This window comes from Allorhizobium pseudoryzae, from assembly GCF_011046245.1.
Classification (GTDB): Bacteria; Pseudomonadota; Alphaproteobacteria; order Rhizobiales; family Rhizobiaceae; genus Neorhizobium; species Neorhizobium pseudoryzae.
This window is the reverse complement of sequence record NZ_CP049241.1, coordinates 3,309,614-3,334,492: the sequence shown is the minus strand read 5'-3', so window position 1 is coordinate 3,334,492 and position 24,879 is coordinate 3,309,614. Positions and strand designations below refer to the sequence as shown.

Sequence of the window (24,879 nt, the reverse complement as noted above, 5' to 3'; positions counted from 1 at the left end):
TCCGGCTGGGGGCCGTTACAAGCGCCGTTGCGCTAAGGCCAGCACTTGCCGCGCAATTATCGGGTGTTGTGGCTCAGGCGCCGAAGAAGTGACGTTCGATCTCACGTTCCGCCGCGTGCCAGTCCGCCACCTGCACCACATGCGGTCCGGGTTTGGGGGCATGCTTGTGCATGTCGGATTGCGGCATCAGGTGCACCAGCAGGCATTCCGGCACGCTGTCGGCCACGGACACGTGGTTGTGCACCATGTCGTCGATGAAGGCCAGGGGAAGGTCGCGGCGGCCATGCATCTGCCGCACCACCGGCCCCTTCGGGCTTTCGGTGGCAAGAAGCGGAAAGGTGAGGTCGAGCCGGTCGAGCAGACGTCGGCGCATCTCGGTATAGCGCGGCGGCATGGCGGTGAGGAACACCACGTCGGCTTGCGTGCCAAGTGCCTTCAGGCTGGTGACGGCATTGCCGAACGGCGTCTGCCAGTCTTCCTGTGCCTCGAAGAAATCGAGGATCAACTGGGTCACGAGACTGTCCGCCAGCGGCTGCTGGTCGATGGTGGAGATGATGTTGCCGTGCAGTCGATAGGAGCGGGGCTCCAGCCGATGGCCAAGACTGTCCAGAAACCGCTGGAAGGGCATCAGGAATTCCAGCACCACGTCATCCACGTCGCACACGACGAGCGGCCGGTCGTTGAGGCGCACATGCGCAATGTCCACGATGTCGCTCATCCGCTCTGCCCGGAATCGAGGCCTGGACCGGAGTAGTGATGCCAGGCCAGCACCACCGCCTCGGGTTTCCACTGGCTCGCCTCGCAGAAGGTCATCAGCGTCGGTTCATGCGCCATCACGAAATCGACCATGCCCGCTAGAAAGCCCGGATCGTTCACGGCGCTGCGCATCTGGGTCGGCTGCACGCCGGAAAGCGCCAGGAAACGACCCAGCATGTCGGGCTCGCCGGCCAGCCATTGCAGAATGGCGGCTGCGGTCTCGTCCGGGGCCGGAAGGGCGTGCGATTTTCTTGGGTCGGGGAGCATGCGGTGATAAATTTCCTTTTCCTCAACCAAATGGCTCTAGTGTCGCGATAGCTGATGATGGAATCGGCCTCCTGCAACCTTATATACCGGTAGGTTGCTGACAAGGCAGGATTTAAGGATGTGCCGATGCCCAAGAGGGTGATGATTGTCGAAGACAACGAGCTCAACATGAAGCTCTTCCGCGATCTGATCGAAGCCTCCGGGTACACGACCATTCAGACGCGCAACGGAATGGAAGCGCTCGATCTGGCGCGCAAGCACCGGCCCGATCTCATCCTGATGGATATCCAGTTGCCCGAGGTCTCCGGTCTTGAAGTCACAAAGTGGCTGAAAGAAGACGACGAGCTGCATGTCATCCCCGTCGTCGCCGTCACCGCTTTTGCCATGAAGGGCGACGAGGAACGGATCCGTCAGGGCGGCTGCGAGGCCTATGTGTCGAAGCCGATTTCCGTGCCGAAATTCATCGAGACGATCAAGACCTACCTGGGCGACGCATGAGCGGGAGCGGTGAGCGATGACAGCGCGGATCCTCGTCGTCGATGACATTCCGGCGAACGTCAAGCTGCTGGAAGCCCGGCTTCTGGCGGAATATTTCGACGTTCTGACAGCCGACGATGGATACAAGGCGCTCGATATCGTCGCCAACACCCATGTGGACATCATCCTCCTCGATATCATGATGCCCGGCATGGACGGGTTCGAGGTCTGCGAGCGCCTGAAGGCCGATCCGAAGACCGCGCACATTCCGGTCGTCATGGTGACCGCCCTCGACCAGCCCGCCGACCGTGTGCGTGGCCTGAAGGCCGGCGCCGACGATTTCCTCACCAAGCCGGTCAACGACCTGCAGCTTGTGTCGCGGGTCAAAAGCCTGGTTCGCCTGAAGACCCTGAGCGACGAACTGCGCATTCGTGCCGAGACGGCGCGCCACATCGGTTTCGAGGACTACCTGCGCATGGACAGCCTGGATGCGCCAGGGCAGGTGCTTCTCATCGACGGACGCGCCAGCTCGCAGGAGCGCATCATCAAGGCCTTGAAGCCGGTTGCCGACGTGACCGCCATGTCGGACCCGCAGGCTGCGGTATTCGAGGCGGCGGAAAACCCGTTCGATCTCGTCATCATCAATGGGACCCTCGATCAATACGACCCCTTGCGGCTGTGCGCGCAACTGCGCCAGCTGGAGCGGACGCGTTTTCTGCCGCTGTTGCTGGCAACGGAACTGGGGGACGAGGATCTTATCGTCCGGGCGCTCGATCTCGGCGTCAACGACTACATCGTGCGCCCGCTCGACCCGAACGAACTGGTGGCGCGCACGCTGACCCAGATCAAACGCAAACGCTACAATGACCGGCTGCGCTCGAGCGTGCGCCAGACCATCGAGCTGGCCGTCACCGACGGCCTCACGGGTCTCCACAACCGCCGTTATCTCGACAACCATCTGAAGACGCTGTTCAACCGTGCGGCGGCCCGGGGCCGGTCACTGTCGGTCTGCATCACGGATATCGACCGGTTCAAGCAGGTCAATGACACCTATGGCCACGATGCCGGCGATGAAGTGCTGAAGGAGTTCGCCCGTCGCATCCGCTCGACGGTGCGGGGCGCCGATCTCGGTTGCCGTTACGGCGGCGAGGAATTCGTCGTGGTGATGCCGGATACCGATGGGGCGGCGGCCGCCATGATTGCCGAGCGCCTGCGCGACATCATCGAACGGACGCCGTTTGCGCTGCCCGGGACAGACGTTGCGCTCAACATCACCGCCTCGCTTGGAATCGCCACCAACGTGCCGGGCGTGGAAACGCCCGAGCAACTTTTAAAGCAGGCGGACAGGGCGCTGTACGAGGCGAAAAACAGCGGTAGGAACCGTGTCGTCGCTGCTGCGGCGTGATGTCGCGTCCAATGCATCCATGCGTGGGATGAAGTAAATCCGCTCGTGCGGTCACCGCCTTGTCACTCAGTTCAAGTTATAGTGCAGCGATGGAGCGACGAGGAGACTTCCGTGCGATCTCAGCATGGTCGAACTTTTGATTCGAGCCCGATCCCGCGTGAACGTCCGCTGTCGAAGCTTTACCGGTCGACCAGTGTAAACCGACGCATCTACACTCTACGGTATGCATTTACTGAATGTTGCTCACTTATGCACAGTTGTCTCAGCGCAAATTTTAACCATGGCGCACGACTTCTGGGCGTTGGGTTAAGAATAGGTTGATTTTTGAAAGGTTTTACGCAAGTTTAGCGACAGCCAAGCTGTTCCGTCTGGAACACCAGATACCCCATGATGCTCAGGTCCGCCGCATCTCCTGGGTCGTGGGGTCGGTCGGTCGGTGTGCAAATACGCGGTTCCTCGTGCCGCCTTGCATGCCGACCGGCCCCCGAAACCGGCGCCCAATCCGTCATCTTCCACTCGTCTTTTCACGCGCTGATCGGTCTGCTGCAGACCAACGAACATCGCCTTCGCCTGCGATGCGGAGCACGTCCGGGCTGTCGGGTCGCTTGGGGTGTGCTATCCGTCTACCGTGCAATCCAAACAAAAAAGGCGCGGAACCGATCAGGTGCCGCGCCTTTAACTGGAACTGCGATCAAGTTTACTTGATCTTGGTTTCCTTGAACTCGACGTGCTTCTTCGCAATCGGGTCGTACTTGGTCTTCGTCATCTTGTCCGTCATCGTACGGCTGTTCTTCGTCGTGACGTAGAAGAAACCGGTATCGGCCGTCGACAGCAGCTTGATCTTGATGGTCGTAGCTTTCGCCATGGTCTTCCTGCCTCTAAATAAAAATCAAGCCGCGGACGCCTGAGCTGTCCACGGCGAAATCTGGCGCGAAACTACAAATCGCGCCTGAAAAGTCAAGTCCGTTCTCGCCCGAAAAGCATCCGGCCGATGGATATCAGCACATAAAGGCCAAAGAAGCCCGCCAGTGCATAGGCAAAGCCGTTGTTTCCGGTGATGTCGATGGCCGCGCCAATGGCCTGCGGACCGGCCACCGTGCCGACCGCATAACAGAAGACAAAGGCGGCATTGGCGGCCGCCAGGTCCGAACCGGTGAGTCGGGACCCGAGATGCGCGAGACCGACGGTGTAGAGGCCGGACACACAGCCGCCCCAGACGAGCAGCAGCCCCGCCATCAGCCACCAGTGCTCGATGAGGAACGGCAGCGCCAGCGCCCCTGCAAGGCCCGCCACGGCCATCATGAACAGCATTGGGCGCCGGTCCTTCAGCTTGTCGGAGATCATGCCGAACGGGATCTGGAAGACCATGTTGCCGATGCCCATCACCGTCAGCAGCAAGGCCGCATGCGACTCGTCGAGGCCGGAGCGGTTGGCATAGACCGGAAACAGCGAAAGCCCGCCGGCTTCCACGGCGCCGAACACGAAGACGGCGGCGGTGGCGGTCGGAACGAGATAGACATACCGCAGAAAATGTTTCTGCGGTTTTTCGTCCAGCGCCGGGCTTTCGCCGCGCGCAATATAGATCGGCACGAAGGCCAGCATGATCGCGGCCGCGCCAATGAGAAACGGCAGGATGCCTTCGCTGCCGATGGCGGAAAAGATCAGCGGCCCCATCGCAAACCCGACCGCAAGTACGGTCGCGTAGATGCCGAGCACCAGTCCGCGCCGTTTCGGCGGTGCGGCGGCATTGATCCAGAATTCGGAGAGGATGAACAGCGTGGTGGTGGCGCCATGGAAGGCGACACGCAAGGGAAACCACATCCAGAAGTCTTTGGCATAGTAAAAGCCGAGTGCGCTGATGGCGGAAATGACGACCGCCCAGAGCATGGTGCGCGCAACGCCGAAATCATGCGCGAGCTTGGTGGTGATCGGGGCGGCGATCATGGCGGCAACGCCCGCCATGGCCGAGTTGAGACCGATCAACGTCGAGGAGATGCCGCGCTTTTCCAGAATGATGCTGAGCAGCGGCAGACCAAGACCGATGGCAATACCGACGGCGCTGATGGCGGAGATCGCAGCGATCAGCGACGGCCAATGGATATCTTCCCGGTGGCCGCAGTCACCGTCCGTCCGTTCGGACATCGTGGGATCCTTCGAGTGCAAATCCATCTTCTACAGCCGACTGCGCAGAAACTGACCGTTGCGGTTGGTGTATGCGTAAACATCGTTTCCAAACGGCAAAGACGGATCGGACTCAAGCGAAATCTTCAGATCCCGCGCAATGACAGCGACGATTTCCGGCAGCGGCACCGAGGTGAGCGCCGCCAGATCGAGCCAGCGGAAATCCGACAGCTCGTCGCTTTCCCGCAGGTTGTTCAGGTCGATCGAAGCTTCATCGACGAATGTGGCAAAGAAGCGGTTGTCGAAGCGGCGCACCGCGCCGGGCGGGGTGACGGCGCGCGCCACGAACCGCAGGCTGGAGAGGTCCGGGCAATAGGGAACGTCGGGCGCTAAGGTGGGGCCGAGACGCAGCCCGGTTTCCTCGTGCAATTCTCGGAGCGCCGCCAGCGCCAGCGCCCGGGCGCCGCTTGCCCCCATGCTCGGCGGACAACGGCGCAGCAGCAGGTCCACGACGCTCGGGTTCAGATCCTGAGAGAAGGGCAGGGCATGGTCGCGGTTGTCACGGCGGCCACCGGGGAAGACGTAGAGATCCGGCATGAAGGCGTGGCCGCTGCCACGCCGCCCGACCAGCACATGCGGCGAGGGTCGGCTGCGATCGATCAGGATGAGCGAGGCGGATGCCTTGGGTCTGAGACGAAGGGGAGAGCCGGGCCGGTTTCGAACCTCGGCCTTAGTCGAACGATCAGCCGGCGTCATTCGATCGGGCCACCGCGACCGGGATCGAAACTGTCGTCCTCGTTGCCGAAGCCGTGCATGCGCAAGGCCCATTGCAGGCCGATGACGCCGCCCTTGATCGGCTGCATGGATAAAAGCGCCGTCAGGATGGTGATCGGCGTCCAGATGGCGAGATGCGTCCACATCGACAGCTGCCAGACCATGTCCGTCATCATGAAGCCGCCGACCGTGACGTGGCCGATGATGAAGATGACGAGATAGGGCGGCAGGTCGTCGGCGCGGTGGTGGAACATCTCCTCGCCGCAGGCCGCGCAGTGATCGACCGGCTTCAGGAAGCTCTTGAACAGACGCCCGCTGCCGCAGTTCGGGCAGGTGCATTTGAGGCCGCGCAGGATCGCCTGCCCGAGCGGACGCTCGGGGCGTTCCGCCCCGCCGTAACGGATCGGCTGCCGGTGGTCATGGGCATGGCTTTGGGCGTGATCGCTCGAGGCCGTCATCTCACTCCTCCTAGCGTCCGCGGCGCGGCGGACGTGTCCCTGGTTTGCGCGGTGCTTGCCGTCCCCTGCGGCCCGCCTTGTGGAAGGACCGGGTGGCCGCTCCCATCTTCTGCCCTTCGCTCAGCATTTCGAAGCGCAGTGCTCCGGCCAGCGGAATGGCTTCGGCCAATTTGACATCGACCGCGTCACCAAGTTGATAACCGAGACCGGTTTTTTCACCGATCAGCGCCTGGCGGCTTTCGTCGTAATGGAAATAGTCGTTGCCAAGCGTAGATATGGGCACGAAACCATCGGCGCCATAGGTGGGCAGCGTGACAAAAAGTCCTGCCTTGGTGACGCCGGACACGCGGCCCTTGAACTCCTGGCCGACGCGTTCGGCCAGATGATGGGCGATCAGCCGGTTGATCGTGTCGCGCTCGGCGGCCATGGCGCGCCGTTCGAAGGTCGAGATCTCGGCGGCGATATCGTCGAGCTGGCCTTCTTCCTCCGGCGTGATGCCGCCTTCGCCGAGCCCCAGCGAGCCGACCAGCGCGCGGTGCACGATAAGGTCGGCATAACGGCGGATCGGCGAGGTGAAATGCGCGTATTTCATCAGGTTGAGACCGAAATGGCCGATGTTCTCCGGGCTGTAGACGGCCTGGCTCTGGCTGCGCAGCACCATCTCGTTGACCATCACCTGGTGCGGCGTGTCCTCGGCCTTCGCAAGGATGCCGTTGAACGAGTTGGAGCGCATCTGCCCGCCCTTGGCCATCGAGATGCCGAGCGTTGCCAGGAACTCGCGCAGCACCTCCTGCTTGGCAAGCGTCGGCGCATCATGGACGCGGTAGACCAGCGGCTGGCGCTTTTTTTCCAGCGTTTCGGCGGCCGCCACGTTGGCCTGGATCATCATTTCCTCGATCAGCTTGTGGGCATCGAGGCGTTCGGGGATGATCACCTTGTCGACCGTGCCGTCGGCTTTCAGCACGATCTTGCGCTCCGGCATGTCGAGTTCGAGCGGCTGGCGGCGGTCGCGGCCACGCTTCATGATCGCATAGGCGTTCCACAGCGGCTTCAGGATGGGCTCGAGCAGCGGGCCGCTCTTGTCGTCCGGCTTGCCGTCGATCGCCGCCTGCGCCTGCTGATAGGAGAGCTTTGCCGCGCTCTTCATCATGATGCGGTGGAAGGTGTGGCTCGCCTTGCGGCCCTCCTTCGAGAAGACCATGCGCACGGCAAGTGCAGGCCGGTCCTCGCCCTCGCGCAGCGAGCAGAGGTTGTTCGAAATCCGCTCCGGCAGCATGGGCACGACGCGGTCGGGGAAATAGACCGAATTGCCGCGCTTCAACGCCTCGCGGTCGAGCTGGGAGCCGGTGCGGACATAATAAGAGACGTCGGCAATCGCGACGGTGACGATCACGCCGCCTTCATTGTCGGGCGAGGGGTCCGGCTCGGCATAGACGGCATCGTCATGGTCCTTGGCATCCGCCGGATCGATGGTGACGAGCGGCAGGTCGCGCCAGTCCTCGCGCTTGACCATGCTCGCCGGTTTGGCCTCCTCCGCCTCGTCCATCACCGATTTCGGAAAAATGTGCGGGATGCCGTGCGAATAGATGGCGATCATCGAGATCGCCTTTTCCGAGGCGACCGAGCCGACGACGGAGAGAACCTTGGCCCGCGTCAGGCCAAAGCGGTTGCCGCGCAGCACGTCCGCCTCGATCAGGTCGCCATCCTTCGCCTCGCCGAGATCGGCAGCGGCGATCTGCATCTCCTCGCCGCGCCGGTCGATCGGTAGAAGCCGCGCGCCGCCTTCCGGCATCAGGCGGATGACGCCGAGCGCCGCATTGCGGTGCTTGTCGATGACCTTCACCACCCGGGCGGTATAAGCGGGGCCGGAGCGGTCCTTGTTCGGAAAGATCTTGGCGAGAACCCGGTCGCCGAGCCCGGCCGCCGGCGCTTTCGACTTGCTGCGGCTATCGGAGGACTGGCGGATCAGCACCGCCGGCGCCACGCCCTGGTCTTCCATCCATTCGGCGGGCCGACCGATCAGGTCGCCGTCCTTGTCGCGCGTCGTGATGTCGAGAACCGTCATCGGCGGCAGTGCGCCGGGGCGCGTCAGCGCCTTGCGGCTCTTCTGCAGCAGGCCCTCGTCCTCCAGGTCCCGCAGGACATCCTTCAGTTCGACGCGGCTCTCGCCCTTCAGGCCGAAGGCCTTCGCGATCTCGCGCTTCGTGGCGCGATCCGGATTGTCGGCGATGAATTCCAGGAGGACCTCGCGCGGCGGAACGACGCCCTGCACGATGATCGACCGGTCACCGGAAGCGGCCAGTTCCGCGCGAAGGGCAGCCTTGCGGCTCTGCGGAGGGGTAGGTTTTGCTTCGCGCGGTGTCTTGCTCACGTATCCGTCTTCTTTGCTTTCGTGGCCGCCTTCGGTTTGGCGGCGGTTTTCGTCTTTGCGGCGGGCTTCTTTGCGGGTTTCGCCGCATCGCCATCCGCTGCCTTGGTCTTGGGCGAGGACTTGGCCGAGGATTTCGCCGCCTTGGTCGCCTTTGCCTTGGCAGCAGGGGTCTTGCCGGCCTTTTCGGCAATCAGCGCCAGCGCTTCCTCGACCGTCACGCTTTGCGGGTCCTTGCCCTTCGGCAGGGTGGCATTGACCTTGCCCCAGTTGATGTAGGGCCCATAGCGGCCTTCGCGCACGGTCATTGCGCCGCCCTGCGGATGGTCGCCCAGTTCCTTGAGCGTTGCCGCAGCGGTGCGACCGCGTCCACCACCCTTACTCTGCTTTTCCGCCAGAACCGTGACAGCGCGGTTGAGGCCGACGGTAAAGACGTCCTCGACGCTTTCGAGGTTGGCATAGGTGCCGTCATGCAGCAGGAAGGGTCCGTAACGTCCGATGCCGGCGGAGATCATCTTGCCGGTTTCCGGATGCTGGCCGACATCGCGCGGCAGGTTGATCAGGGCCAGTGCCTTCTCGTGGTCGATGTCTTCAGGCTTCCAGCCGCGCGGCAGCGAGGCGCGCTTGGCATCCTTGCCGTCGCCGCGCTGGATATAGGGTCCGAAACGGCCGGACCGCAGCGTCAGTTCCTCGCCGGTCATCGGATCGGTGCCGAGCGCCTTCGGTTCGTTGAGCGTCGAGGCCTCGGCTTCCGCGCCATCGGCCGTCAGCTGGCGGGTATAGTTGCACTCCGGATAGTTGGAGCAGCCGACGAAGGCGCCGTATTTGCCGAGCTTCAGCGACAGGTTGCCGGTGCCGCAAACCTGGCAGATGCGCGGGTCCGAGCCGTCTTCGCGCTTCGGGAAAACGAGGGGCGCAAGCGCCTCGTTCAGCGCATCCAGCACGTTGGTGACGCGCAGTTCCTTGGTATCCTCGATCTGAGCAAAGAAGTCCTGCCAGAAATCGCGCAGAACCTGCTTCCAGTTGAGTTCACCGGCGGAGATCCGGTCGAGCTTCTCTTCGAGGTCGGCGGTGAAATCATATTCCACGTACTTCGTGAAGAAGTTTTCGAGGAAGGCGGTCACCAGCCGACCCTTGGAATGCGGGATGAGCTTGCGCTTGTCGATGACGATGTATTCGCGGTCGCTCAAGGTCTTCAGCGTCGCGGCATAGGTGGAGGGACGACCGATGCCGAGCTCTTCCATCTTCTTGATCAGCGAGGCTTCCGAATAACGTGGCGGCGGCTCGGTGAAATGCTGGCTGGAATTGACCTTGCTCTTGGCCAGCGCCTCGCGGGCATTGATTTCCGGCAGACGACCATCCTCGTCGTCCTCGCCGGCTTCGCCCTCTTCGCGCTTGTCCACATAGGCCGCCAGGAACCCGTCGAAGCGGACGACCGAGCCGACGGCCCGCAAACCGGCGCGATCCGCGCCATTGGCGGCGGCGATTTCGACCGTGGTGCGTTCCATTTCGGCAGAGGCCATCTGGCTGGCAATGCCGCGCTTCCAGACGAGTTCGTAAAGGCGCAGCTGGTCGCCATCGAGGAAACGACGCACCTTGTCCGGAGAGCGGTTGAAATCGGTCGGACGGATGGCCTCGTGCGCTTCCTGGGCGTTCTTCGCCTTGGTGGAATAGAAGCGGGCCTTTTCCGGCAGGTAGCGTTCGCCGAACTGGTCGCCGATGGCGCGGCGTGCCGCATCGATCGCTTCCGGTGCCATCTGCACGCCGTCGGTACGCATATAGGTGATGAGACCCACCGTCTCGCCGCCGATATCGACGCCCTCGTAGAGCTTCTGCGCCACCTGCATGGTGCGGGATGCGGAGAAGCCGAGATTGGAGGAGGCGGCCTGCTGCAGCGTAGACGTGGTGAAGGGCGGGCCGGGATTGCGCTTGACCGGCTTGGCCTCAACCGATTCGACGCTGTAGGCCGCGCCTTCGAGCAGCGCCTTCAGACGACCGGCATCCTCGCCGTTCTTGACGCCACGCGCCTGCAACCGCTTGCCATCGGCAGACACGAGCTTCGCTTCGAATTCATCGCCGCGCGGCGTCTTCAGGAGGGCCGAGAGGTTCCAGTATTCTTCCGGAACGAAACGTTCGATTTCCGACTCGCGGTCGCAGACCAACCTCAGCGCCACCGACTGGACGCGACCGGCGGAACGGGCGCCGGGCAGCTTGCGCCACAGGACCGGCGAAAGGTTGAAGCCGACGAGATAATCCAGCGCGCGCCGGGCGAGATAAGCATCGACCAGCGCGATGTCGATGTCGCGCGGATTGGCCATCGCATCCAGCACCGCCTTTTTGGTGATGGCGTTGAAGACGACGCGCTTCACCGGTTTGTCGCCAATCACCTTCTTCTTCTTCAAGAGATCGAGCACGTGCCAGGAAATGGCTTCACCCTCGCGATCCGGGTCGGTTGCCAGGAACAGGCCGTCGGAGCCTTTGACGGCATCGGCGATATCCTTCATCCGCTTGGCCGAGGCGCCATCCACCTCCCAGGACATTTCGAAATCCTGGTCGGGAAGAACGGAGCCATCCTTGGCGGGAAGATCGCGGACGTGACCGAAGGATGCGAGAACCTTGAAGCCGGACCCAAGATACTTGTTGATGGTCTTGGCCTTGGCCGGAGATTCTACGACGACAACATTCATAATGGCTCTCTAGGGCGTGCAAAGGGCGGCCGGCAGGAATGCGCCACCTCTAATCTGACCTCTCGACATGGATGGCCTTTTGTCCGCGGTCAAGAGGCATCGGCCATTTTTGCCGTCACCACCGGATACAACCAGTGCAAGAATCGCAGTGAGTTGCAATCAAGGATAAACTATGTCAGTTTGCGTGTATTGGTTGGTTCCGGTTGCAGATATTTATCTATGGTTGCGGGAGATGGTAGGGAGATGAAGGGTCTTGAAGGTACCAATCGCTCCGGAGGAGAGGGGGCAGGGGGAAACCTTGCCTATATCCGCCAGATGCTCGGGCAACTGCGGCTGGTGGCCCATCAGGAGCGAGCGCATCTGCTCTGCTACCTGATCGAGATGGCCTATATCGAAGCCGGCGAGCTGCAGATCGGCCCGCGCAGAGGCTCAGACAAGCATCGCGAGTGACACCATGCCACCGGGATGGCGGTGCAATCGCCCCGCCAGGTCGAGTTCCAGAAGCACGAGATAGACGGTGGAGGCCGGCAGTTCCGTGTGGCGGATGATGTCGTCCACCTCCACCGGCGTCGGACCGAGCGCGTTGACGATCCGCGCGCGGTCGCTGTCATCCGGTGGCTGGAGAGGGGCGGATTGCCCCGTCTCCTCCGGTTCATCGACGGCCGGTGGGTTGAAGAGATCGAGATCGGTGAGGGGAGCGAGCGCCTCCAGCACGTCTGCGGATCCGGTCGTCACGGTCGCGCCCTGTTTCAGAAGCCCGTTCGTCCCATGGCAGCGCGGATCAAGCGGCGAACCGGGAACGGCAAAGACCAGCCGGCCGAAATCGGCGGCCATGCGGGCGGTGATCAGCGAGCCGGACCGATCCGCCGCCTCCACCACGACGACACCCAGCGAAATTCCGGCAATCAGGCGATTGCGGCGCGGGAAATCGCGTGCTCGGGGCTCCCATCCGAGCGGCATTTCGCTGACCGCCAGTCCGCAACCGTGCGAGATATCCTGCAGGAGGCCGATGTTTTCCGGCGGATAGGGCTGGTCGATCCCGCCGGCGAGAACCGCGATGGTGCCGGTGTCGAGGCTGGCGCGATGGGCGGCCGTATCGATGCCACGCGCGAGGCCGGAGGTGACGGTGTAGCCGGCGCGCCCGCAATCACGCGCAATCATCGCGGCAAACTTCGACCCGCTGATCGAGGCATTGCGCGAGCCGACGATGCCGACCGCGGGGCGTGGCGCGATCGAAACGTCTCCCATCATGGCGAGAAGCGGCGGCGCGCCGTCGATCTGTCTGAGCGCCGGCGGATATTCAGGTTCGCCGATGCCGATGAGGCGGGCGCCGAGGCGGGCGGCGGCGTCCAGTTCGCGCTCGGCGTCCTCAGTGCTCGCAATGCGGATGGAGCGGGCAGCGCCGCCGCGTCGGGAGAGTTCTGGAAGTGCGGCAAGCGCGGCCTCCGCCGATCCGAAATGGTTGATGAGATCGCGAAAGGTGGAAGGGCCGACATTGTCGCTGCGGATCAGCCGTAGCCAGGCGATCCTCTGCTTGTCCGACAGCGCAATTCCCTTTCGTCTTGCGCCGTCCGTTGCCATGGCGGAGACTACCCCTTCTGGCCGATCTTGCCCTCGGTGCCGTTGATCAGCCGCTCGATATTGCCCTTGTGCTTCCAGTAGGAAATCACGGTCATGACCGCCATGATGAGCGCAACCTTCGGCTCGCCTACTATCCACAATGCAACCGGAATGACAAGAGTTGCAACCAGGGCGGACAGGGACGAATATTTGCTGAGCTTGGCAACCGTCAGCCAGACAAAGGCGAAGACCAGCACCATGGCGGGTGCGACGCCGAGCAGCGTGCCGATATAAGTCGCCACACCCTTGCCGCCTTTGAAGCCGAGCCACACCGGGAAGAGGTGGCCCATGAACGCGGCAAAACCGCCGAGGATGCCGGCCTCCGGTCCCCAAAGCGCCTGCGCAAGCAAGGCCGCGGCGGTGGCCTTGAAGGCATCGAGCAGCAATGTCGCGGCGGCGAGCTTCTTGTTCCCGGTGCGCAGCACGTTCGTCGCACCGATATTGCCGGAGCCGATCGAGCGGATGTCGCCGAGGCCGGCCGCCTTGGTGAGGATCAGTCCGAACGGAATGGAGCCGAGCAGGTACCCGAAGGCGAGTGCCATAAGCGCGATCGGCAGGGTGATCGACCAGGTGAAGAGATCGGCCATGCGAATGTCTCCTCAGAGAGCGTGAACGAGGCGGCCGGCGACATAAGTCGCAACGGCGCGTCCGCTGAAGCGGGCCTCGTCGAAGGGGGTGTTCTTGGAGCGCGACAGGATCATGTCCTTCGACACCAGCCACGGTTCGTCAAGATCGATCAGCGTAATATCCGCCTTGGCGCCGGGCTTCAGCGTACCGGCCTCAAGCCCAAAAATTTCGGCGGGCCGTGTCGAGAGCGCATGGATCAGCCGCATCAGCGGCACCCGATCGGCATGATGGAGGCGAAGGGCAGCCGACAGCATGGTTTCGAGCCCGATTGCGCCATCGGCGGCATCGGAGAAGGGCAGGCGCTTGGTATCGACATCCTGCGGATCATGCGAGGAGACGATGATATCGATCGTGCCGTCGGCCAGCGCATCGACCATGGCCTGCCGGTCGTCTTCGGTTCTGAGCGGCGGCGACAGCTTGAAGAAGGTGCGGTATTCGCCGATGTCGTTTTCGTTGAGCGACAAGTGATTGATCGAGATGCCGCAGGTGGCCTTGGCGCCGCGGCCCCGCGCCACGCGGATCGCTTCGGCCGATTCCGGCACCGAGATCTTGGCGGCATGGTAATGCGCCCCGGTGAGTGCGGCTATGCGCAGGTCACGCTCCAGCGGGATCAGTTCCGCCTCGCGCGGCGCACCCGAGAGGCCGAGCCAGCTGGCAAACAGGCCCTCGTTCATCACGCCGTTGACGGCGAGGTACGGATCGCGGGCTTCGAGCGAGATGACGGCACCGAATTCGCGGGCATAGGTCATCGCGCGGCGCAGCATCTGCGTGTCGGCCAGGCCGTGGCGGCCTTGCGTGAAGGCGACCGCACCGGCGGCCTTCAGCATGCCGATCTCGGTCATTTCCTCGCCATGCAGTCCGCGGGTGAGGGCTGCTGCCGGGTGGACGTTGACGATCGCCTTGTCGCGCGCCGTCTTCTTGACGAATTCGATCAGCGCGATGTCGTCGAGCACCGGATCGGTATCCGGCATCATGATGAAGGACGTGACGCCGCCGGCGGCCGCCGCGCGGCTCGCCGATTCGATCGTCTCGCGGTGTTCCGCACCCGGTTCGCCGACAAAGACGCGGGCATCGACGAGGCCCGGTGCCGCGACGAGGCCCTTGCAGTCCTTCACCTCTGCGCCCTCGGGCGTGCCCTGGTTCTGGGCATCGGCGCCGGCGGCGAGGATCGTTCCGTCGCTGCCGACGATGATCGTGCCGGTTTCATCGAGCGTGCGGGAAGGGTCGAGAATGCGGACATTCTTGAGCACAAGCGGCTTGATCATGCGCCCACTCCTTCGCTGCGCGGGCCCTGGTTCTGCGAGACGAGCAGCGTTTCCAGAACTGCCATTCGCACCGCAACGCCCATTTCCACCTGGCTTTCGATGACGCTCTGAGGTCCGTCCGCCACTTCAGAGGCGATCTCGACGCCGCGGTTCATCGGTCCGGGATGCATCACAAGCGCATCCTCCTTCGCCGCCTTCAGCTTTTCGGCATCAAGGCCGTAGAAGTGGAAGTATTCGCGCACCGACGGCACGAAGGCGCCGGACATGCGCTCGCGCTGCAGGCGCAGCATCATCACCACGTCGGCATCCTTCAGACCCTCTTCCATGGAATGGAAGACCTCGACGCCCATCTGGGCTATGCCGGAGGGAAGCAGCGTGGCGGGGGCCACGACCCGCACGCGGGCGCCCATGGCGTTCAGCAGCAGGATGTTGGAGCGAGCCACACGCGAATGCAGCACGTCGCCGCAGATGGCGACGATGATGCGCGAGAGTTTCCCCTTGGCGCGGCGGATGGTGAGGGCATCGAGCAGCGCCTGCGTCGGGTGCTCGTGCTGGCCGTCACCGGCATTGACCACCGAGCAGGCGACCTTCTGCGAGAGAAGGGCTGCCGCCCCGGCACTGGAATGGCGGATGACCAGCACGTCCGGGCGCATGGCGTTCAGCGTCATCGCCGTGTCGATGAGCGTCTCGCCCTTCTTGACCGAGGAGTTCCCGACGGACATGTTCATGACGTCGGCGCCAAGCCGCTTGCCCGCAAGCTCGAAGGAGGATTGGGTGCGGGTGGAGGCTTCGAAGAAAAGATTGATCTGTGTCAGGCCGCGCAGCGTCGATGTTTTCTTTTCGCGTTGCCGGCTGATTTTGACCGCCTCGTCGGCCCTGTCGAGAAGGAATGTGATATCCTGCTCGGTCAGGCCCTTGATCCCGAGGAGATGGCGGTGGGGGAAGAAGACCACGTAAAACGTCCTCCGCTGGTGTCACGCGGTCTATAGAGACAGGCAGGCCAAGGGGCAAGCGGATGCTTTGAACGAGAATCCCAGATCCCCATGCAATTTCCGCCAATATCGATTACAAGCACCCCATGAATCAGATGACCCGGACCGACGAACCATTCAACGAGCTGAACCAGCCCAGCCTCTGGTCCGGTATCAATGCCTATAGAACAGACCCGCTGATGGTGGATCTGACCGCCGGCCTGCACCGTGCCGCGCGCGAGGAATTCGACGCTCTGGGCCGTTACGTGACCTCGCCCGAGGCGCAGGAACTGGCCCGGATGGCAAATGAAAGCCCGCCGAAGCTGAAGACGCATGGTCCCCGTGGCGAACGGCTGGATACGGTCGAGTTTCACCCAGCCTGGCATGCGCTGATGCGCCGCTCCATGGCAAGCGGCCTGCATTCCTCGATCTGGGAGAACGCGCCGGAAACCCGCAATGCGCAGCACCGAGCGCGCGCTGCCCGCTTTTACCTGACGGCGCAGCTCGAATGCGGCCATCTCTGCCCGCTGACGATGACGAGTGCCTCGGTTGCCGCGATGATGGCCTCGCCGCGCGTCCACAAGGAATGGGCGCCGCGCATCCTGTCGCGCAAATATGACAGCTCCAATCGCCCGGCCTTTCAGAAGAGCGCGATCACGCTCGGCATGGGCATGACGGAAAAACAGGGCGGCACCGATGTGCGCGCCAACCGCTCGACCGCGGAACGGGTGGGCGAGGGGGTCTATCGGCTCTCCGGCCACAAATGGTTCATGTCGGCGCCGATGAGCGACGCCTTCATCATGCTCGCCCAGATGCCGGAGGGTATCGGCTGCTTCCTCGTGCCGCGCCTCCTGGAAGATGGTACCGCCAACGGCCTGCAGTTCCAGCGACTGAAGGACAAGCTCGGCAACCGCTCGAATGCCTCCTCCGAGGTCGAGTTCGTCGATGCCTTCGGTTACCTCCTGGGAGATGCGGGCGGCGGCGTGCGCACCATCCTCGACATGGTGACGTTGACGAGGCTCGACTGCGCGCTGGCCTCGGCCGGCATCATGCGCGCCTCGCTGGCCGAAGCCGTGCACCACTGCCGGGGCCGCAGCGTGTTCGGCAAGAACCTCATCGACCAGCCGCTGATGACAAGGGTGCTCGCCGACATGGCGCTGGACGTGGCCGCCGCGACCGCCTTGTCCTATCGTCTGGCGGAATCCTTCGACAAGGCCGGCAGCAATCCTTCTGACGCGGCCTATGCGCGCGTGATGACGCCGGTTATCAAATACTGGGTCTGCAAGATCGCCCCGTCGCTGATCTACGAGGCGATGGAATGTTTGGGCGGCAACGGTTACGTCGAGGAGCGTCCGCTCGCCCGCCATTACCGGGAAGCGCCGGTCAACGCGATCTGGGAAGGGTCTGGCAATGTGATGGCGCTCGACGTGCTGCGCGTGCTGAGCCGCGGCCGTGATCTCTTCGAAACGGTGTTTGCCGCGCTGGAGCGCGATCTTGGGCCGAGCGGTCGCAAGACCACCGACGTGCTGCGGGCTGCCATGGCGCTCGCCGAGCGCGACGAGGGGGCGGCCCGCCTTCTGGTCGAACAGCTGGCGCTGGCTGCCGGTGCGGCCGAACTCTTCCGCCTCGGGGCCGGCAAGATTGCCGATGCCTTCCTTGAAACGCGGCTGGCCGGCGGCTGGCGCACGACCTACGGCATGCTCGATTCGCGCTTCGATGCCTCTTACGTCGTGGACCTTCTCTATCCGGCCGCGACCTGAGTTTCCCACAGCCGGGTGGGCTTGCGTCTCAAGCGTTAACCATACTGCGGGGTTTCGTTTGCTCTTTGCCGCTCGATCTCTACCTTCTGCGTTAACGAAACGTTAACCGTGCCCCTGAAGGTCGAGCCGTGCCGGGAAACCGCGTCTACAGTCTTGCGTTGCTCCTGACGTCGCTCACCGTCTTCGTGGTTCTGCCGCTGGACATCGCCGTTCCGGCGCTTGTTTTGAGCATGATGGCTCTTGTCCGCTGGAGTGTCATTCCGGCGGATAGCATGGCGATGAAAGGAGAGGCCGCATGAAGTGGTTTCTGATCCTGTGGGCCGGACCCGTGGCTTTGCTTGGAGCCTGGTACGGCCTGTCCTATTACGACATGAGCTTCGGCTTCTTCATGCTGACGCGCCAGACGCATGACCTGGTCTTCCAGATCTACGGCAATATTCTCGGCATTCCGCCGGAAGACCTGCCGCCGCTGGTGGCGCGCGCCATTGCCTTCGACAGTCTGCTGGTCTTCGCGATTGTGATCTTCCGGCGCAGGAAGGCGATTGCCACCTGGTGGCAGACGCGTCAGACCTCGCGCGTCTCCGCATCCGCCATCAGCAACGAAAGCCTGTCCAGCGCCCCTTGAAGGATGAAACTCGCGGCCGCCGAATCGATGCGTTCCTTGCGCTTGGCCCGCGAGACATCCATTTCCAGCAGCGCCCGTTCGGCGGCGACCGTCGACAGGCGCTCGTCCCAGAAGACGAAGGGGATCTCCGTCTTTTCGCTCATGGTGCGAACGAAGGCGCGGGTCGCCTGAACCCGCGGACCAGCAGAGCCATCCATGTTCATCGGCAGACCGATGACGAAAGCCGCGACCTTTTCCCGAGCTGCAAAATCGAGAAGCACCTCGGCGTCTTGCGTGAATTTCACCCGCTTGATGACGGGGCGCGGCGAGGCGAAGCGGCGCCCGAGATCGGACATCGCAAGCCCGATCGTCTTGGTGCCGAGATCAAGGCCTGCGATCGCCTGCCCGGGCTGAAGTGTGGCCGCCAGTTCCTCGATCGTCAGTGTCGCCATGTCTTGGCCCTCTGCTGGTTCGCGTGCGCACCCATGGCGCGTGCCTGTGCTTCCCTTACTGAGGCGGGAACATATATGCTAGCCCGTGACCCGACAGATCCGCGTCGCGCAGCGCTGCGTAAGGTGGAATGGCGGCCCTGATTGTTCACCGCTCGGTCCGACCGAGCCTTCATACCAAATCGCAGAGACAACAAGGAGATTTTCCATGAAGATCACCTGGCTTGGCCATTCGGCCTTCCGGATTGAAACGGCGGATGCCAAGATCCTGATCGACCCGTTCCTGACCGGCAATCCGGGTTTTGCCGGACATGACCGCAAGATGGCGGCGGATGGCATCACCCATATCTTGCTGACCCACGGCCATGGCGACCATGTGGGCGATACGATTGCGCTTGCCCAGGAAACCGGTGCCGTGGTGCTCGCCAATGCCGATCTTGCCGCCTGGCTGGGTTCCAAGGGTGTCAGCCGGCTCGAAATGGGCAATACCGGTGGCACGGTCGGTTTCGGTAGCTTCACCGCCACCTTCACCCAGGCGCTGCACTCATCCGCGCAGATCACCGAGGACGGCGTCTCGCACGCGCTCGGCAACGCCAATGGCCTGATGCTGCACTTCGAAGGCGAGCCCTCGCTGCTCCACATGGGCGATACCGACATCTTTACCGACATGGGCCTGATCAACGAACTCCATCAGCCGGATATCGGCCTGGTTCCGATCGGCGACCGCTTCACGATGGGCGGTGCCGTGGCGGCACTTGCCTGCCAGCGCTTCTTCGATTTCAAGCATGCGATCCCCTGCCACTACGGCTCCTTCCCGATTATCGAGCAGACGCCGGACACCTTCGTGAAGGGCATGGAAGGCTTGAAGACACGAGTGGAAACGCCGAAGGTGGGCGTGACGCTGTCGATCTGATCCGCGAAGGTCTCCGCACTTCGAAGCCGCGGCCGCAAATGCGGTCGCGGCTTTTCTGATGATCGCAAGAGAAGCCGAAACCAAACCCGTTGCGCCGACCGGATGCGGCCATTATAGCGGGAGGGAAATCCAGAAGCCGGAGAGAGATGATGTCTGTCGACCTTGCCACCGTGAAGCGCGTCGCGCGCCTGTCCCGTATTGCCGTGACCGATGAGGAGGCCGAACGGATGATGGGTGAGCTGAACGGCATCCTGGGCTTCGTCGAGCAACTGTCCGAAGTGGATGTCTCGGGCGTCGAGCCGATGACCTCCGTCACGCCGATCACGATGCGCCAGCGCGCCGATGCCGTGACCGATGGCGACAAGGCGGCCGATATTGTCGCCAATGCGCCGAATACCGACCAGAATTTCTTCCTCGTGCCGAAGGTTGTCGAGTAAGCGCCCGCGCCTCCGACCTTTATCCGCCGTCTTCGAATTGAGCTGATTGACCACCATGACCGACCTTAAAAGCCTGACCATCGCCGCCGCCCGTGACAAGTTGAAGGCCCGCGAGATTTCCGCCGTCGAACTGACGGAGAGCTATCTGGCGGCCATCGATGCCGCCAATGGCGCGCTGAACGCCTATGTGGCGGTGACGCCCGACAAGGCGATCGAGATGGCGAAAGCCTCCGACGCCCGTCTGGCGGATGGAAAAGGCGGCGCGCTGGAAGGCATCCCGCTTGGCGTCAAGGACCTGTTTGCCACCGAAGGCGTGCACACCCAGGCCTGCAGCCACATTCTCGACGGTTTCAAGCCGAAATACGAATCGACCGTCACCGGAAGGCTCTGGGCCGAAGGCGCCGTCATGCTCGGCAAGCTCAACATGGACGAGTTCGCTATGGGATCCTCCAACGAGAGCTCCTATTACGGCCCCGCCGTCAACCCGTGGAAGGCCGAAGGCTCCGATGAGAAGCTGGTGCCGGGCGGTTCCTCCGGCGGTTCGGCGGCCGCCGTTGCCGCGCATCTGTGCGCCGGCGCCACCGCCACCGATACCGGCGGCTCGATCCGCCAGCCGGCCGCCTTTACCGGCACCGTCGGCATCAAGCCCACCTATGGCCGCTGCTCGCGCTTCGGCATCGTTGCTTACGCCTCCTCGCTCGATCAGGCCGGCCCGATCGCACGCGACGTGCGCGATGCAGCGATCCTGCTCAAATCCATGGCCGGCGTCGACAAGAAGGACACGACCTCCGTCGATCTTCCGGTGCCGGATTACGAGGCGGCGCTCGGCCAGTCTCTGAAGGGCATGAAGATCGGCATTCCGAAGGAATATCGCCTCGACGGCATGTCGGACGAGATCGAAAAGCTCTGGGGGCAGGGTGTCGAGTGGCTGAAGGATGCCGGTGCCGAAGTGGTGGAGATCTCTCTGCCGCACACGAAATACGCCCTGCCGGCCTATTACATCGTCGCACCTGCGGAAGCCTCGTCGAACCTCGCCCGGTATGACGGCGTGCGCTACGGCCTGCGCGTCGAGGGCCGCGACATTGCCGACATGTACGAGAAGACCCGTGCAGCCGGCTTCGGCAAGGAAGTGCAGCGCCGCATCATGATCGGCACCTACGTGCTTTCCGCCGGCTATTACGACGCCTATTACCTGAAGGCGCAGAAGGTGCGCACGCTGATCAAGCGCGACTTCGAGGATGCCTTCCACGCCGGCGTGGATGCGATCCTCGCGCCGATCACGCCGACCTCCGCCTTTGCCATCGGCGACAAGGAGCTGGCCGCCGATCCGGTGAAAATGTACCTGCAGGACGTCTTCACCATCACGCTCAACATGGCAGGCCTTCCGGGCATTTCGGTGCCGGCCGGTCTCGACTCCAAAGGCCTGCCGCTGGGACTTCAGTTGATCGGCAAGGCTTTTGAGGAAGAGACGCTGTTCAAGACCGCACACGTCATCGAACAGGCCGCCGGCACGTTTTCGCCGAAGGCCTGGTGGTAAGCGGGCTTACCCTCCGCCCCATGGCGACCGTCGATCAGTCGGCGGTCGCCATGGGGCGGTTGTGCAGCCTTTGAGCCGGGGTTTAACGCTTCGACTGAATGCGCATGTAAGCCTTCAGAACCGCATTGATGCGCGTCTGGTATCCTTTTCCCTGCGCGCGAAACCAGTCGAGGACATCGGCATCAATGCGCAGCGTCACCTGTGATTTGGCGATCGGCTGGACAAGTTCTGCGGCCGCAAAGAAGCTCTCGTCGAGCTCGGGAATATCGCTGTAATCGATATCCTCATTGCTTCGTGTTTCCAGCGCCTTCAGACGTTGCGGCGAGATGCTCATGATATCTTTGCCTTTCCTTTCGATTGGCGAAACGCGCAGAGATGAGGCGCGTTACGCCGTTTCTGTCCGTGTGGACGGCGACGATGACAACCAGGTCCGCAATCGCACCAATGCTGATCCATCGCTCTTCGCCATAGTCAAAGCGATCGTCGCGCGCCGTCAAAACCGGACCGGAGAAGATCAGCATCGCCTCTTCGAAGGAGACGCCGTGCTTCTGCAGGTTGGCGCGATTTTTCGTCTCGTTCCACTCGAACATCATGCGACAATGTAACGACATCTGTAGTTACAGACAAGACCGGCGCCAGATCCCCCGGCGCCGGTCTCGCCGTCACCGGTTGTCCTGCTCGGCGCGCACCAGAACGAGGCCGCGTTCTGTGATGCGGTAGGGCTGACCGTTCTTCGAGGCGATGGCGCGTTTCTGCTTCAATTTGCGGAACGTCCGAAGGTCGAGGCCGGCGAACTTCCAGCCCTCGCGGGTGAAGAGATGCACGTGATCGATCTTGCGCTCGGCGTTGCGGGGAAGTTCGATCCTGCCGCCCTGGGCGAGCAGGTGGAGAATGCGCTGTTCGGCGCGGGATATGTCCATGGTCGTGAAGTCCGAAGGTCCCCTTTGGGACAACAAGAAAGGTCCGGACGCAAAGATTTGCGCCGGGGCTCGGTCTTGTGTGGGCAGCCCGCGATGCTTTCGGCAGGCCGCCCCTTAACGGGACTCGGACGAGTTGGACATCAAAACTCCTGTTTCACCGACAAGGTAAAGAGAAAAACCCGCGCTTTCAACCTGTTGACCGTAATGTTTTGCTTGGAAAGCAGCCGCACCGGTGTTCTACTCGCTCCTGCAACCTGACGGAACGAGTATGCTGACCATCCGCAATGCCCGTGAAGACGATGTGGCGGTGCTGACCGAAATCGGCCTGCGCGCCTGGGCTCAGGCCATGGGGCCGATCGGCGGTAATGAGGATATTCGCAACAATGCCATCAATGCCTTTTCCGGTTTTGTCCAATCCTCCTGGCTGACCATCGTTGTGGTGGAGGAAAACGGACAGCCGGTGGGCTGGGCGGCGCGCGAAAACCTGGACGAGGTGATCACCGATTTCTGGGTCGATCCGGATCATCAGCGCCGCGGCATCGGCTCCGTCCTGCTGCAGGAAATGGAGAAGGTGATCCGCGAACAGGATTTCGAGATGGTGAAGCTCGAAACCCATGCGCTGAACAACGATGCGGTGTCCTTCTTCGAGAAGAACGGCTTTCACATCAACTGGCTCTCGGTTGCCTATTCGCCGAAGCTCGATCAGGATGTCCAGTCGGTGGGCATGTCGAAACTGCTGGTCGAGAGCGAGAGCGGGCTCTACGGCGCCGAGTTCTGACGACCGGCGCCTGATGCCTCACGCATGCTTCTCGGTCGGAACGCTTGCACCCCCTCGCCATTTGCTCTACCTGACGATCAACCAAACAGACTGCATGAAGAGCCATTCCGATGACGATTGTCGATGTCCGCACGCCTGATCCGAAACGCTTCATTCCCGGCGCCACCGGCGACTGGGAGGTGATCATCGGCATGGAAGTGCATGCCCAGGTTCTGTCGAAATCCAAGCTGTTTTCCGGGGCCTCCACCGAATTCGGCAAGGCGCCGAATGCCAATGTCTCGCTGGTGGATGCCGCAATGCCCGGCATGCTGCCGGTGATCAACGAGGAATGCGTGAAGCAGGCGGTGCGTACCGGTCTTGGCCTGAAGGCGCAGATCAACAACCGCTCGATCTTCGATCGCAAGAACTATTTCTACCCGGACCTGCCGCAGGGCTACCAGATCTCGCAGTTCAAGGATCCGATCGTCGGCGAGGGCAAGATCGTGATCTCGCTCGGCCCCGACCGCCAGGGCCAGTTCGAGGACATCGAGATCGGCATTGAGCGCCTGCATCTCGAACAGGATGCCGGCAAGTCCATGCACGACCAGCATCCGACCATGTCCTATGTGGACCTGAACCGTTCTGGCGTGGCGCTGATGGAAATCGTCTCGAAGCCCGACATGCGCTCGTCGGACGAGGCCAAGGCCTACATGACGAAGCTGCGCTCCATCGTGCGCTATCTCGGCACCTGCGACGGCAACATGGACGAAGGCTCCATGCGCGCCGACGTCAACGTCTCCGTGCGCCGCCCGGGCGAAGCGTTTGGCACGCGCTGCGAGATCAAGAACGTCAACTCGATCCGCTTCATCGGCCAGGCGATCGAATACGAAGCGCGCCGCCAGATCGCCATTCTCGAAGAGGGCGGCACGATCGACCAGGAAACTCGCCTCTTCGATCCGGGCAAGGGCGAGACACGTTCCATGCGCTCCAAGGAAGACGCGCATGATTATCGTTATTTCCCCGATCCGGACCTTCTGCCGCTCGAATTCGACGACGCCTTCGTGGCCGAGCTGAAGGCGCATCTGCCGGAACTGCCGGATGACAAGAAGGCCCGCTTCGTGCGCGAACTCGGCCTCTCCATCTATGATGCCTCCGTGCTCGTGTCGGAAAAGGCGATCGCCGACTATTTCGAGGCCGTGGCTGAAGGCCGCGACGGCAAGATGGCGGCGAACTGGGTCATCAACGACTTGCTAGGCGCTTTGAACAAAGCCGGTAAAGGCATTGAAGAGACTCCGGTTTCGCCCGCCCAGCTCGGCGGCATCATCGATCTCATCAAGGCCGAAACCATTTCCGGCAAGATCGCCAAGGACCTCTTCGAGATCGTCTTCAACGAGGGCGGAGATCCGGCGGAAATCGTGGAAAGCCGCGGCATGCGCCAAGTGACCGATACCGGCGCCATCGAAAAGGCCGTCGATGACATCATCGCCGCCAACCCGGATCAGGTGGCCAAGGTCAAGGCCAAGCCGACGCTTGCCGGCTGGTTCGTCGGCCAGGTGATGAAGGCGACCGGCGGCAAGGCCAATCCGCAGGCGGTGCAGGCGCTGGTGAAGTCGAAGCTCGGCATCGAGGACGAATAAGCGCCGCCGCGTCGACAGGACGGCGTTTCGCCGGAAGGCGAGACGCCTCCCGATTGTTGGTGTCCGTTA

The 24,879-nt window shown here is 62.7% G+C and carries 27 protein-coding genes; 11 read left to right on the top strand and 16 right to left on the bottom strand.

Annotated features, from left to right (window positions below; all coding sequences use genetic code 11):
* Positions 1-73: 73 nt before the first annotated feature.
* Both G6N78_RS16240 and G6N78_RS16235 read right to left on the bottom strand, forming a co-directional pair.
* Positions 74-718: a hypothetical protein gene (locus G6N78_RS16240; protein ID WP_165220275.1), complete on the bottom strand. Its 645-nt coding sequence runs from the start codon at positions 716-718 to the stop codon at positions 74-76.
* The gene (locus tag G6N78_RS16235) at positions 715-1,023 is read right to left on the bottom strand and encodes a DUF3572 domain-containing protein (protein WP_165220273.1); all 309 of its coding nucleotides are present in this window, start codon (positions 1,021-1,023) and stop codon (positions 715-717) included. Before G6N78_RS16235 ends, G6N78_RS16240 begins: the two co-directional genes overlap by 4 nt.
* A 126-nt stretch (positions 1,024-1,149) precedes the next feature.
* Here G6N78_RS16235 and G6N78_RS16230 point away from each other — a divergent pair, with 126 nt between their 5' ends.
* Both G6N78_RS16230 and G6N78_RS16225 read left to right on the top strand, forming a co-directional pair.
* On the top strand, positions 1,150-1,521 hold the full coding sequence (locus G6N78_RS16230; RefSeq protein ID WP_165220271.1) for a response regulator: 372 nt from the start codon (positions 1,150-1,152) through the stop codon (positions 1,519-1,521).
* A gap of 16 nt (positions 1,522-1,537) precedes the next feature.
* On the top strand, positions 1,538-2,905 hold the full coding sequence (locus tag G6N78_RS16225) for a PleD family two-component system response regulator (protein WP_165220269.1): 1,368 nt from the start codon (positions 1,538-1,540) through the stop codon (positions 2,903-2,905).
* Between the two features lie 697 nt (positions 2,906-3,602).
* On the opposite strand, the gene rpmG is transcribed toward G6N78_RS16225, so the two are convergent.
* The 6 genes from rpmG to topA all read right to left on the bottom strand — a co-directional run bounded on the left by rpmG (position 3,603) and on the right by topA (position 11,313).
* A complete protein-coding gene (gene rpmG / locus G6N78_RS16220) occupies positions 3,603-3,770 on the bottom strand; it encodes a 50S ribosomal protein L33 (RefSeq protein ID WP_003587245.1) in 168 nt (55 codons plus the stop codon).
* A gap of 92 nt (positions 3,771-3,862) precedes the next feature.
* Complete coding sequence (locus tag G6N78_RS16215) at positions 3,863-5,047, bottom strand: MFS transporter (protein ID WP_165220268.1); 1,185 nt, start codon at positions 5,045-5,047, stop codon at positions 3,863-3,865.
* 30 nt (positions 5,048-5,077) lie between these two features.
* Positions 5,078-5,782 carry an NUDIX domain-containing protein gene (locus G6N78_RS16210; protein ID WP_165220266.1) on the bottom strand — a complete coding sequence of 235 codons (705 nt, stop codon included), beginning with the start codon at positions 5,780-5,782 and terminating at the stop codon, positions 5,078-5,080.
* Positions 5,779-6,258, bottom strand: a complete 480-nt coding sequence (locus tag G6N78_RS16205; protein ID WP_165220265.1) for a DUF983 domain-containing protein — start codon at positions 6,256-6,258, stop codon at positions 5,779-5,781. Before G6N78_RS16205 ends, G6N78_RS16210 begins: the two co-directional genes overlap by 4 nt.
* Positions 6,259-6,268: 10 nt before the next feature.
* Entirely contained in the window at positions 6,269-8,560 is a 2,292-nt protein-coding gene (gene rnr / locus G6N78_RS16200; protein WP_234905969.1) for a ribonuclease R, read from the bottom strand.
* A 65-nt stretch (positions 8,561-8,625) separates the two neighbouring features.
* The gene (topA, locus tag G6N78_RS16195) at positions 8,626-11,313 is read right to left on the bottom strand and encodes a type I DNA topoisomerase (protein ID WP_165220262.1); all 2,688 of its coding nucleotides are present in this window, start codon (positions 11,311-11,313) and stop codon (positions 8,626-8,628) included.
* A 243-nt stretch (positions 11,314-11,556) separates the two neighbouring features.
* Between topA and G6N78_RS16190 the strand changes: the two genes are divergently transcribed.
* Positions 11,557-11,763 carry a hypothetical protein gene (locus G6N78_RS16190; RefSeq protein ID WP_165220260.1) on the top strand — a complete coding sequence of 69 codons (207 nt, stop codon included), beginning with the start codon at positions 11,557-11,559 and terminating at the stop codon, positions 11,761-11,763.
* Here G6N78_RS16190 and dprA read toward each other — a convergent pair.
* From dprA to G6N78_RS16170, 4 genes are read right to left on the bottom strand one after another with little or no spacing between them, the layout of a single operon-like run.
* Entirely contained in the window at positions 11,743-12,894 is a 1,152-nt protein-coding gene (gene dprA, locus G6N78_RS16185; protein WP_165220259.1) for a DNA-processing protein DprA, read from the bottom strand. The two genes, G6N78_RS16190 and dprA, sit on opposite strands and share 21 nt — an antisense overlap.
* Before the next feature lie 8 nt (positions 12,895-12,902).
* On the bottom strand, positions 12,903-13,520 hold the full coding sequence (gene plsY / locus G6N78_RS16180; protein ID WP_165220254.1) for a glycerol-3-phosphate 1-O-acyltransferase PlsY: 618 nt from the start codon (positions 13,518-13,520) through the stop codon (positions 12,903-12,905).
* A 12-nt stretch (positions 13,521-13,532) separates the two neighbouring features.
* Positions 13,533-14,825 (bottom strand): dihydroorotase, encoded by a 1,293-nt coding sequence (locus G6N78_RS16175; protein ID WP_165220252.1) that lies wholly within the window; start codon positions 14,823-14,825, stop codon positions 13,533-13,535.
* Complete coding sequence (locus G6N78_RS16170; RefSeq protein WP_165220250.1) at positions 14,822-15,778, bottom strand: aspartate carbamoyltransferase catalytic subunit; 957 nt, start codon at positions 15,776-15,778, stop codon at positions 14,822-14,824. Before G6N78_RS16170 ends, G6N78_RS16175 begins: the two co-directional genes overlap by 4 nt.
* 125 nt (positions 15,779-15,903) lie before the next feature.
* Between G6N78_RS16170 and G6N78_RS16165 the strand changes: the two genes are divergently transcribed.
* The 3 genes from G6N78_RS16165 (at position 15,904) to G6N78_RS16155 (ending at position 18,181) form a co-directional block, all read left to right on the top strand.
* Positions 15,904-17,556, top strand: a complete 1,653-nt coding sequence (locus tag G6N78_RS16165; RefSeq protein ID WP_165220248.1) for an acyl-CoA dehydrogenase family protein — start codon at positions 15,904-15,906, stop codon at positions 17,554-17,556.
* A 128-nt stretch (positions 17,557-17,684) separates the two neighbouring features.
* The gene (locus tag G6N78_RS16160; protein ID WP_165214242.1) at positions 17,685-17,855 is read left to right on the top strand and encodes a hypothetical protein; all 171 of its coding nucleotides are present in this window, start codon (positions 17,685-17,687) and stop codon (positions 17,853-17,855) included.
* Complete coding sequence (locus G6N78_RS16155) at positions 17,852-18,181, top strand: DUF6105 family protein (RefSeq protein ID WP_165220246.1); 330 nt, start codon at positions 17,852-17,854, stop codon at positions 18,179-18,181. Before G6N78_RS16160 ends, G6N78_RS16155 begins: the two co-directional genes overlap by 4 nt.
* Here G6N78_RS16155 and ruvX read toward each other — a convergent pair.
* On the bottom strand, positions 18,121-18,612 hold the full coding sequence (ruvX, locus tag G6N78_RS16150; protein ID WP_165220244.1) for a Holliday junction resolvase RuvX: 492 nt from the start codon (positions 18,610-18,612) through the stop codon (positions 18,121-18,123). The two genes, G6N78_RS16155 and ruvX, sit on opposite strands and share 61 nt — an antisense overlap.
* Positions 18,613-18,817: 205 nt before the next feature.
* On the opposite strand from ruvX, the gene G6N78_RS16145 reads away from it, so the two are divergent.
* The 3 genes from G6N78_RS16145 (at position 18,818) to gatA (ending at position 21,496) form a co-directional block, all read left to right on the top strand.
* Positions 18,818-19,522: a metal-dependent hydrolase gene (locus tag G6N78_RS16145; protein WP_165220242.1), complete on the top strand. Its 705-nt coding sequence runs from the start codon at positions 18,818-18,820 to the stop codon at positions 19,520-19,522.
* 149 nt (positions 19,523-19,671) lie between these two features.
* Positions 19,672-19,959 carry an Asp-tRNA(Asn)/Glu-tRNA(Gln) amidotransferase subunit GatC gene (gatC, locus tag G6N78_RS16140; protein ID WP_165220240.1) on the top strand — a complete coding sequence of 96 codons (288 nt, stop codon included), beginning with the start codon at positions 19,672-19,674 and terminating at the stop codon, positions 19,957-19,959.
* 55 nt (positions 19,960-20,014) lie between these two features.
* Positions 20,015-21,496 carry an Asp-tRNA(Asn)/Glu-tRNA(Gln) amidotransferase subunit GatA gene (gene gatA, locus G6N78_RS16135; protein ID WP_165220238.1) on the top strand — a complete coding sequence of 494 codons (1,482 nt, stop codon included), beginning with the start codon at positions 20,015-20,017 and terminating at the stop codon, positions 21,494-21,496.
* Positions 21,497-21,578: 82 nt separating this feature from the next.
* Here the strand turns inward: gatA and G6N78_RS16130 are convergent, their stop codons facing one another.
* The 3 genes from G6N78_RS16130 to G6N78_RS16120 form a co-directional block, all read right to left on the bottom strand.
* Positions 21,579-21,830, bottom strand: a complete 252-nt coding sequence (locus G6N78_RS16130) for a BrnA antitoxin family protein (RefSeq protein ID WP_165220236.1) — start codon at positions 21,828-21,830, stop codon at positions 21,579-21,581.
* Positions 21,781-22,017 carry a BrnT family toxin gene (locus G6N78_RS16125; RefSeq protein ID WP_234905821.1) on the bottom strand — a complete coding sequence of 79 codons (237 nt, stop codon included), beginning with the start codon at positions 22,015-22,017 and terminating at the stop codon, positions 21,781-21,783. The genes G6N78_RS16130 and G6N78_RS16125 overlap by 50 nt, the downstream gene beginning before the upstream one ends.
* 141 nt (positions 22,018-22,158) lie before the next feature.
* The gene (locus G6N78_RS16120) at positions 22,159-22,416 is read right to left on the bottom strand and encodes a YjhX family toxin (RefSeq protein ID WP_165220235.1); all 258 of its coding nucleotides are present in this window, start codon (positions 22,414-22,416) and stop codon (positions 22,159-22,161) included.
* A gap of 268 nt (positions 22,417-22,684) precedes the next feature.
* Here G6N78_RS16120 and G6N78_RS16115 point away from each other — a divergent pair, with 268 nt between their 5' ends.
* Entirely contained in the window at positions 22,685-23,194 is a 510-nt protein-coding gene (locus tag G6N78_RS16115; RefSeq protein WP_165220234.1) for a GNAT family N-acetyltransferase, read from the top strand.
* A gap of 110 nt (positions 23,195-23,304) precedes the next feature.
* Entirely contained in the window at positions 23,305-24,810 is a 1,506-nt protein-coding gene (gene gatB, locus G6N78_RS16110; RefSeq protein ID WP_165220232.1) for an Asp-tRNA(Asn)/Glu-tRNA(Gln) amidotransferase subunit GatB, read from the top strand.
* Positions 24,811-24,879 lie beyond the last annotated feature (69 nt).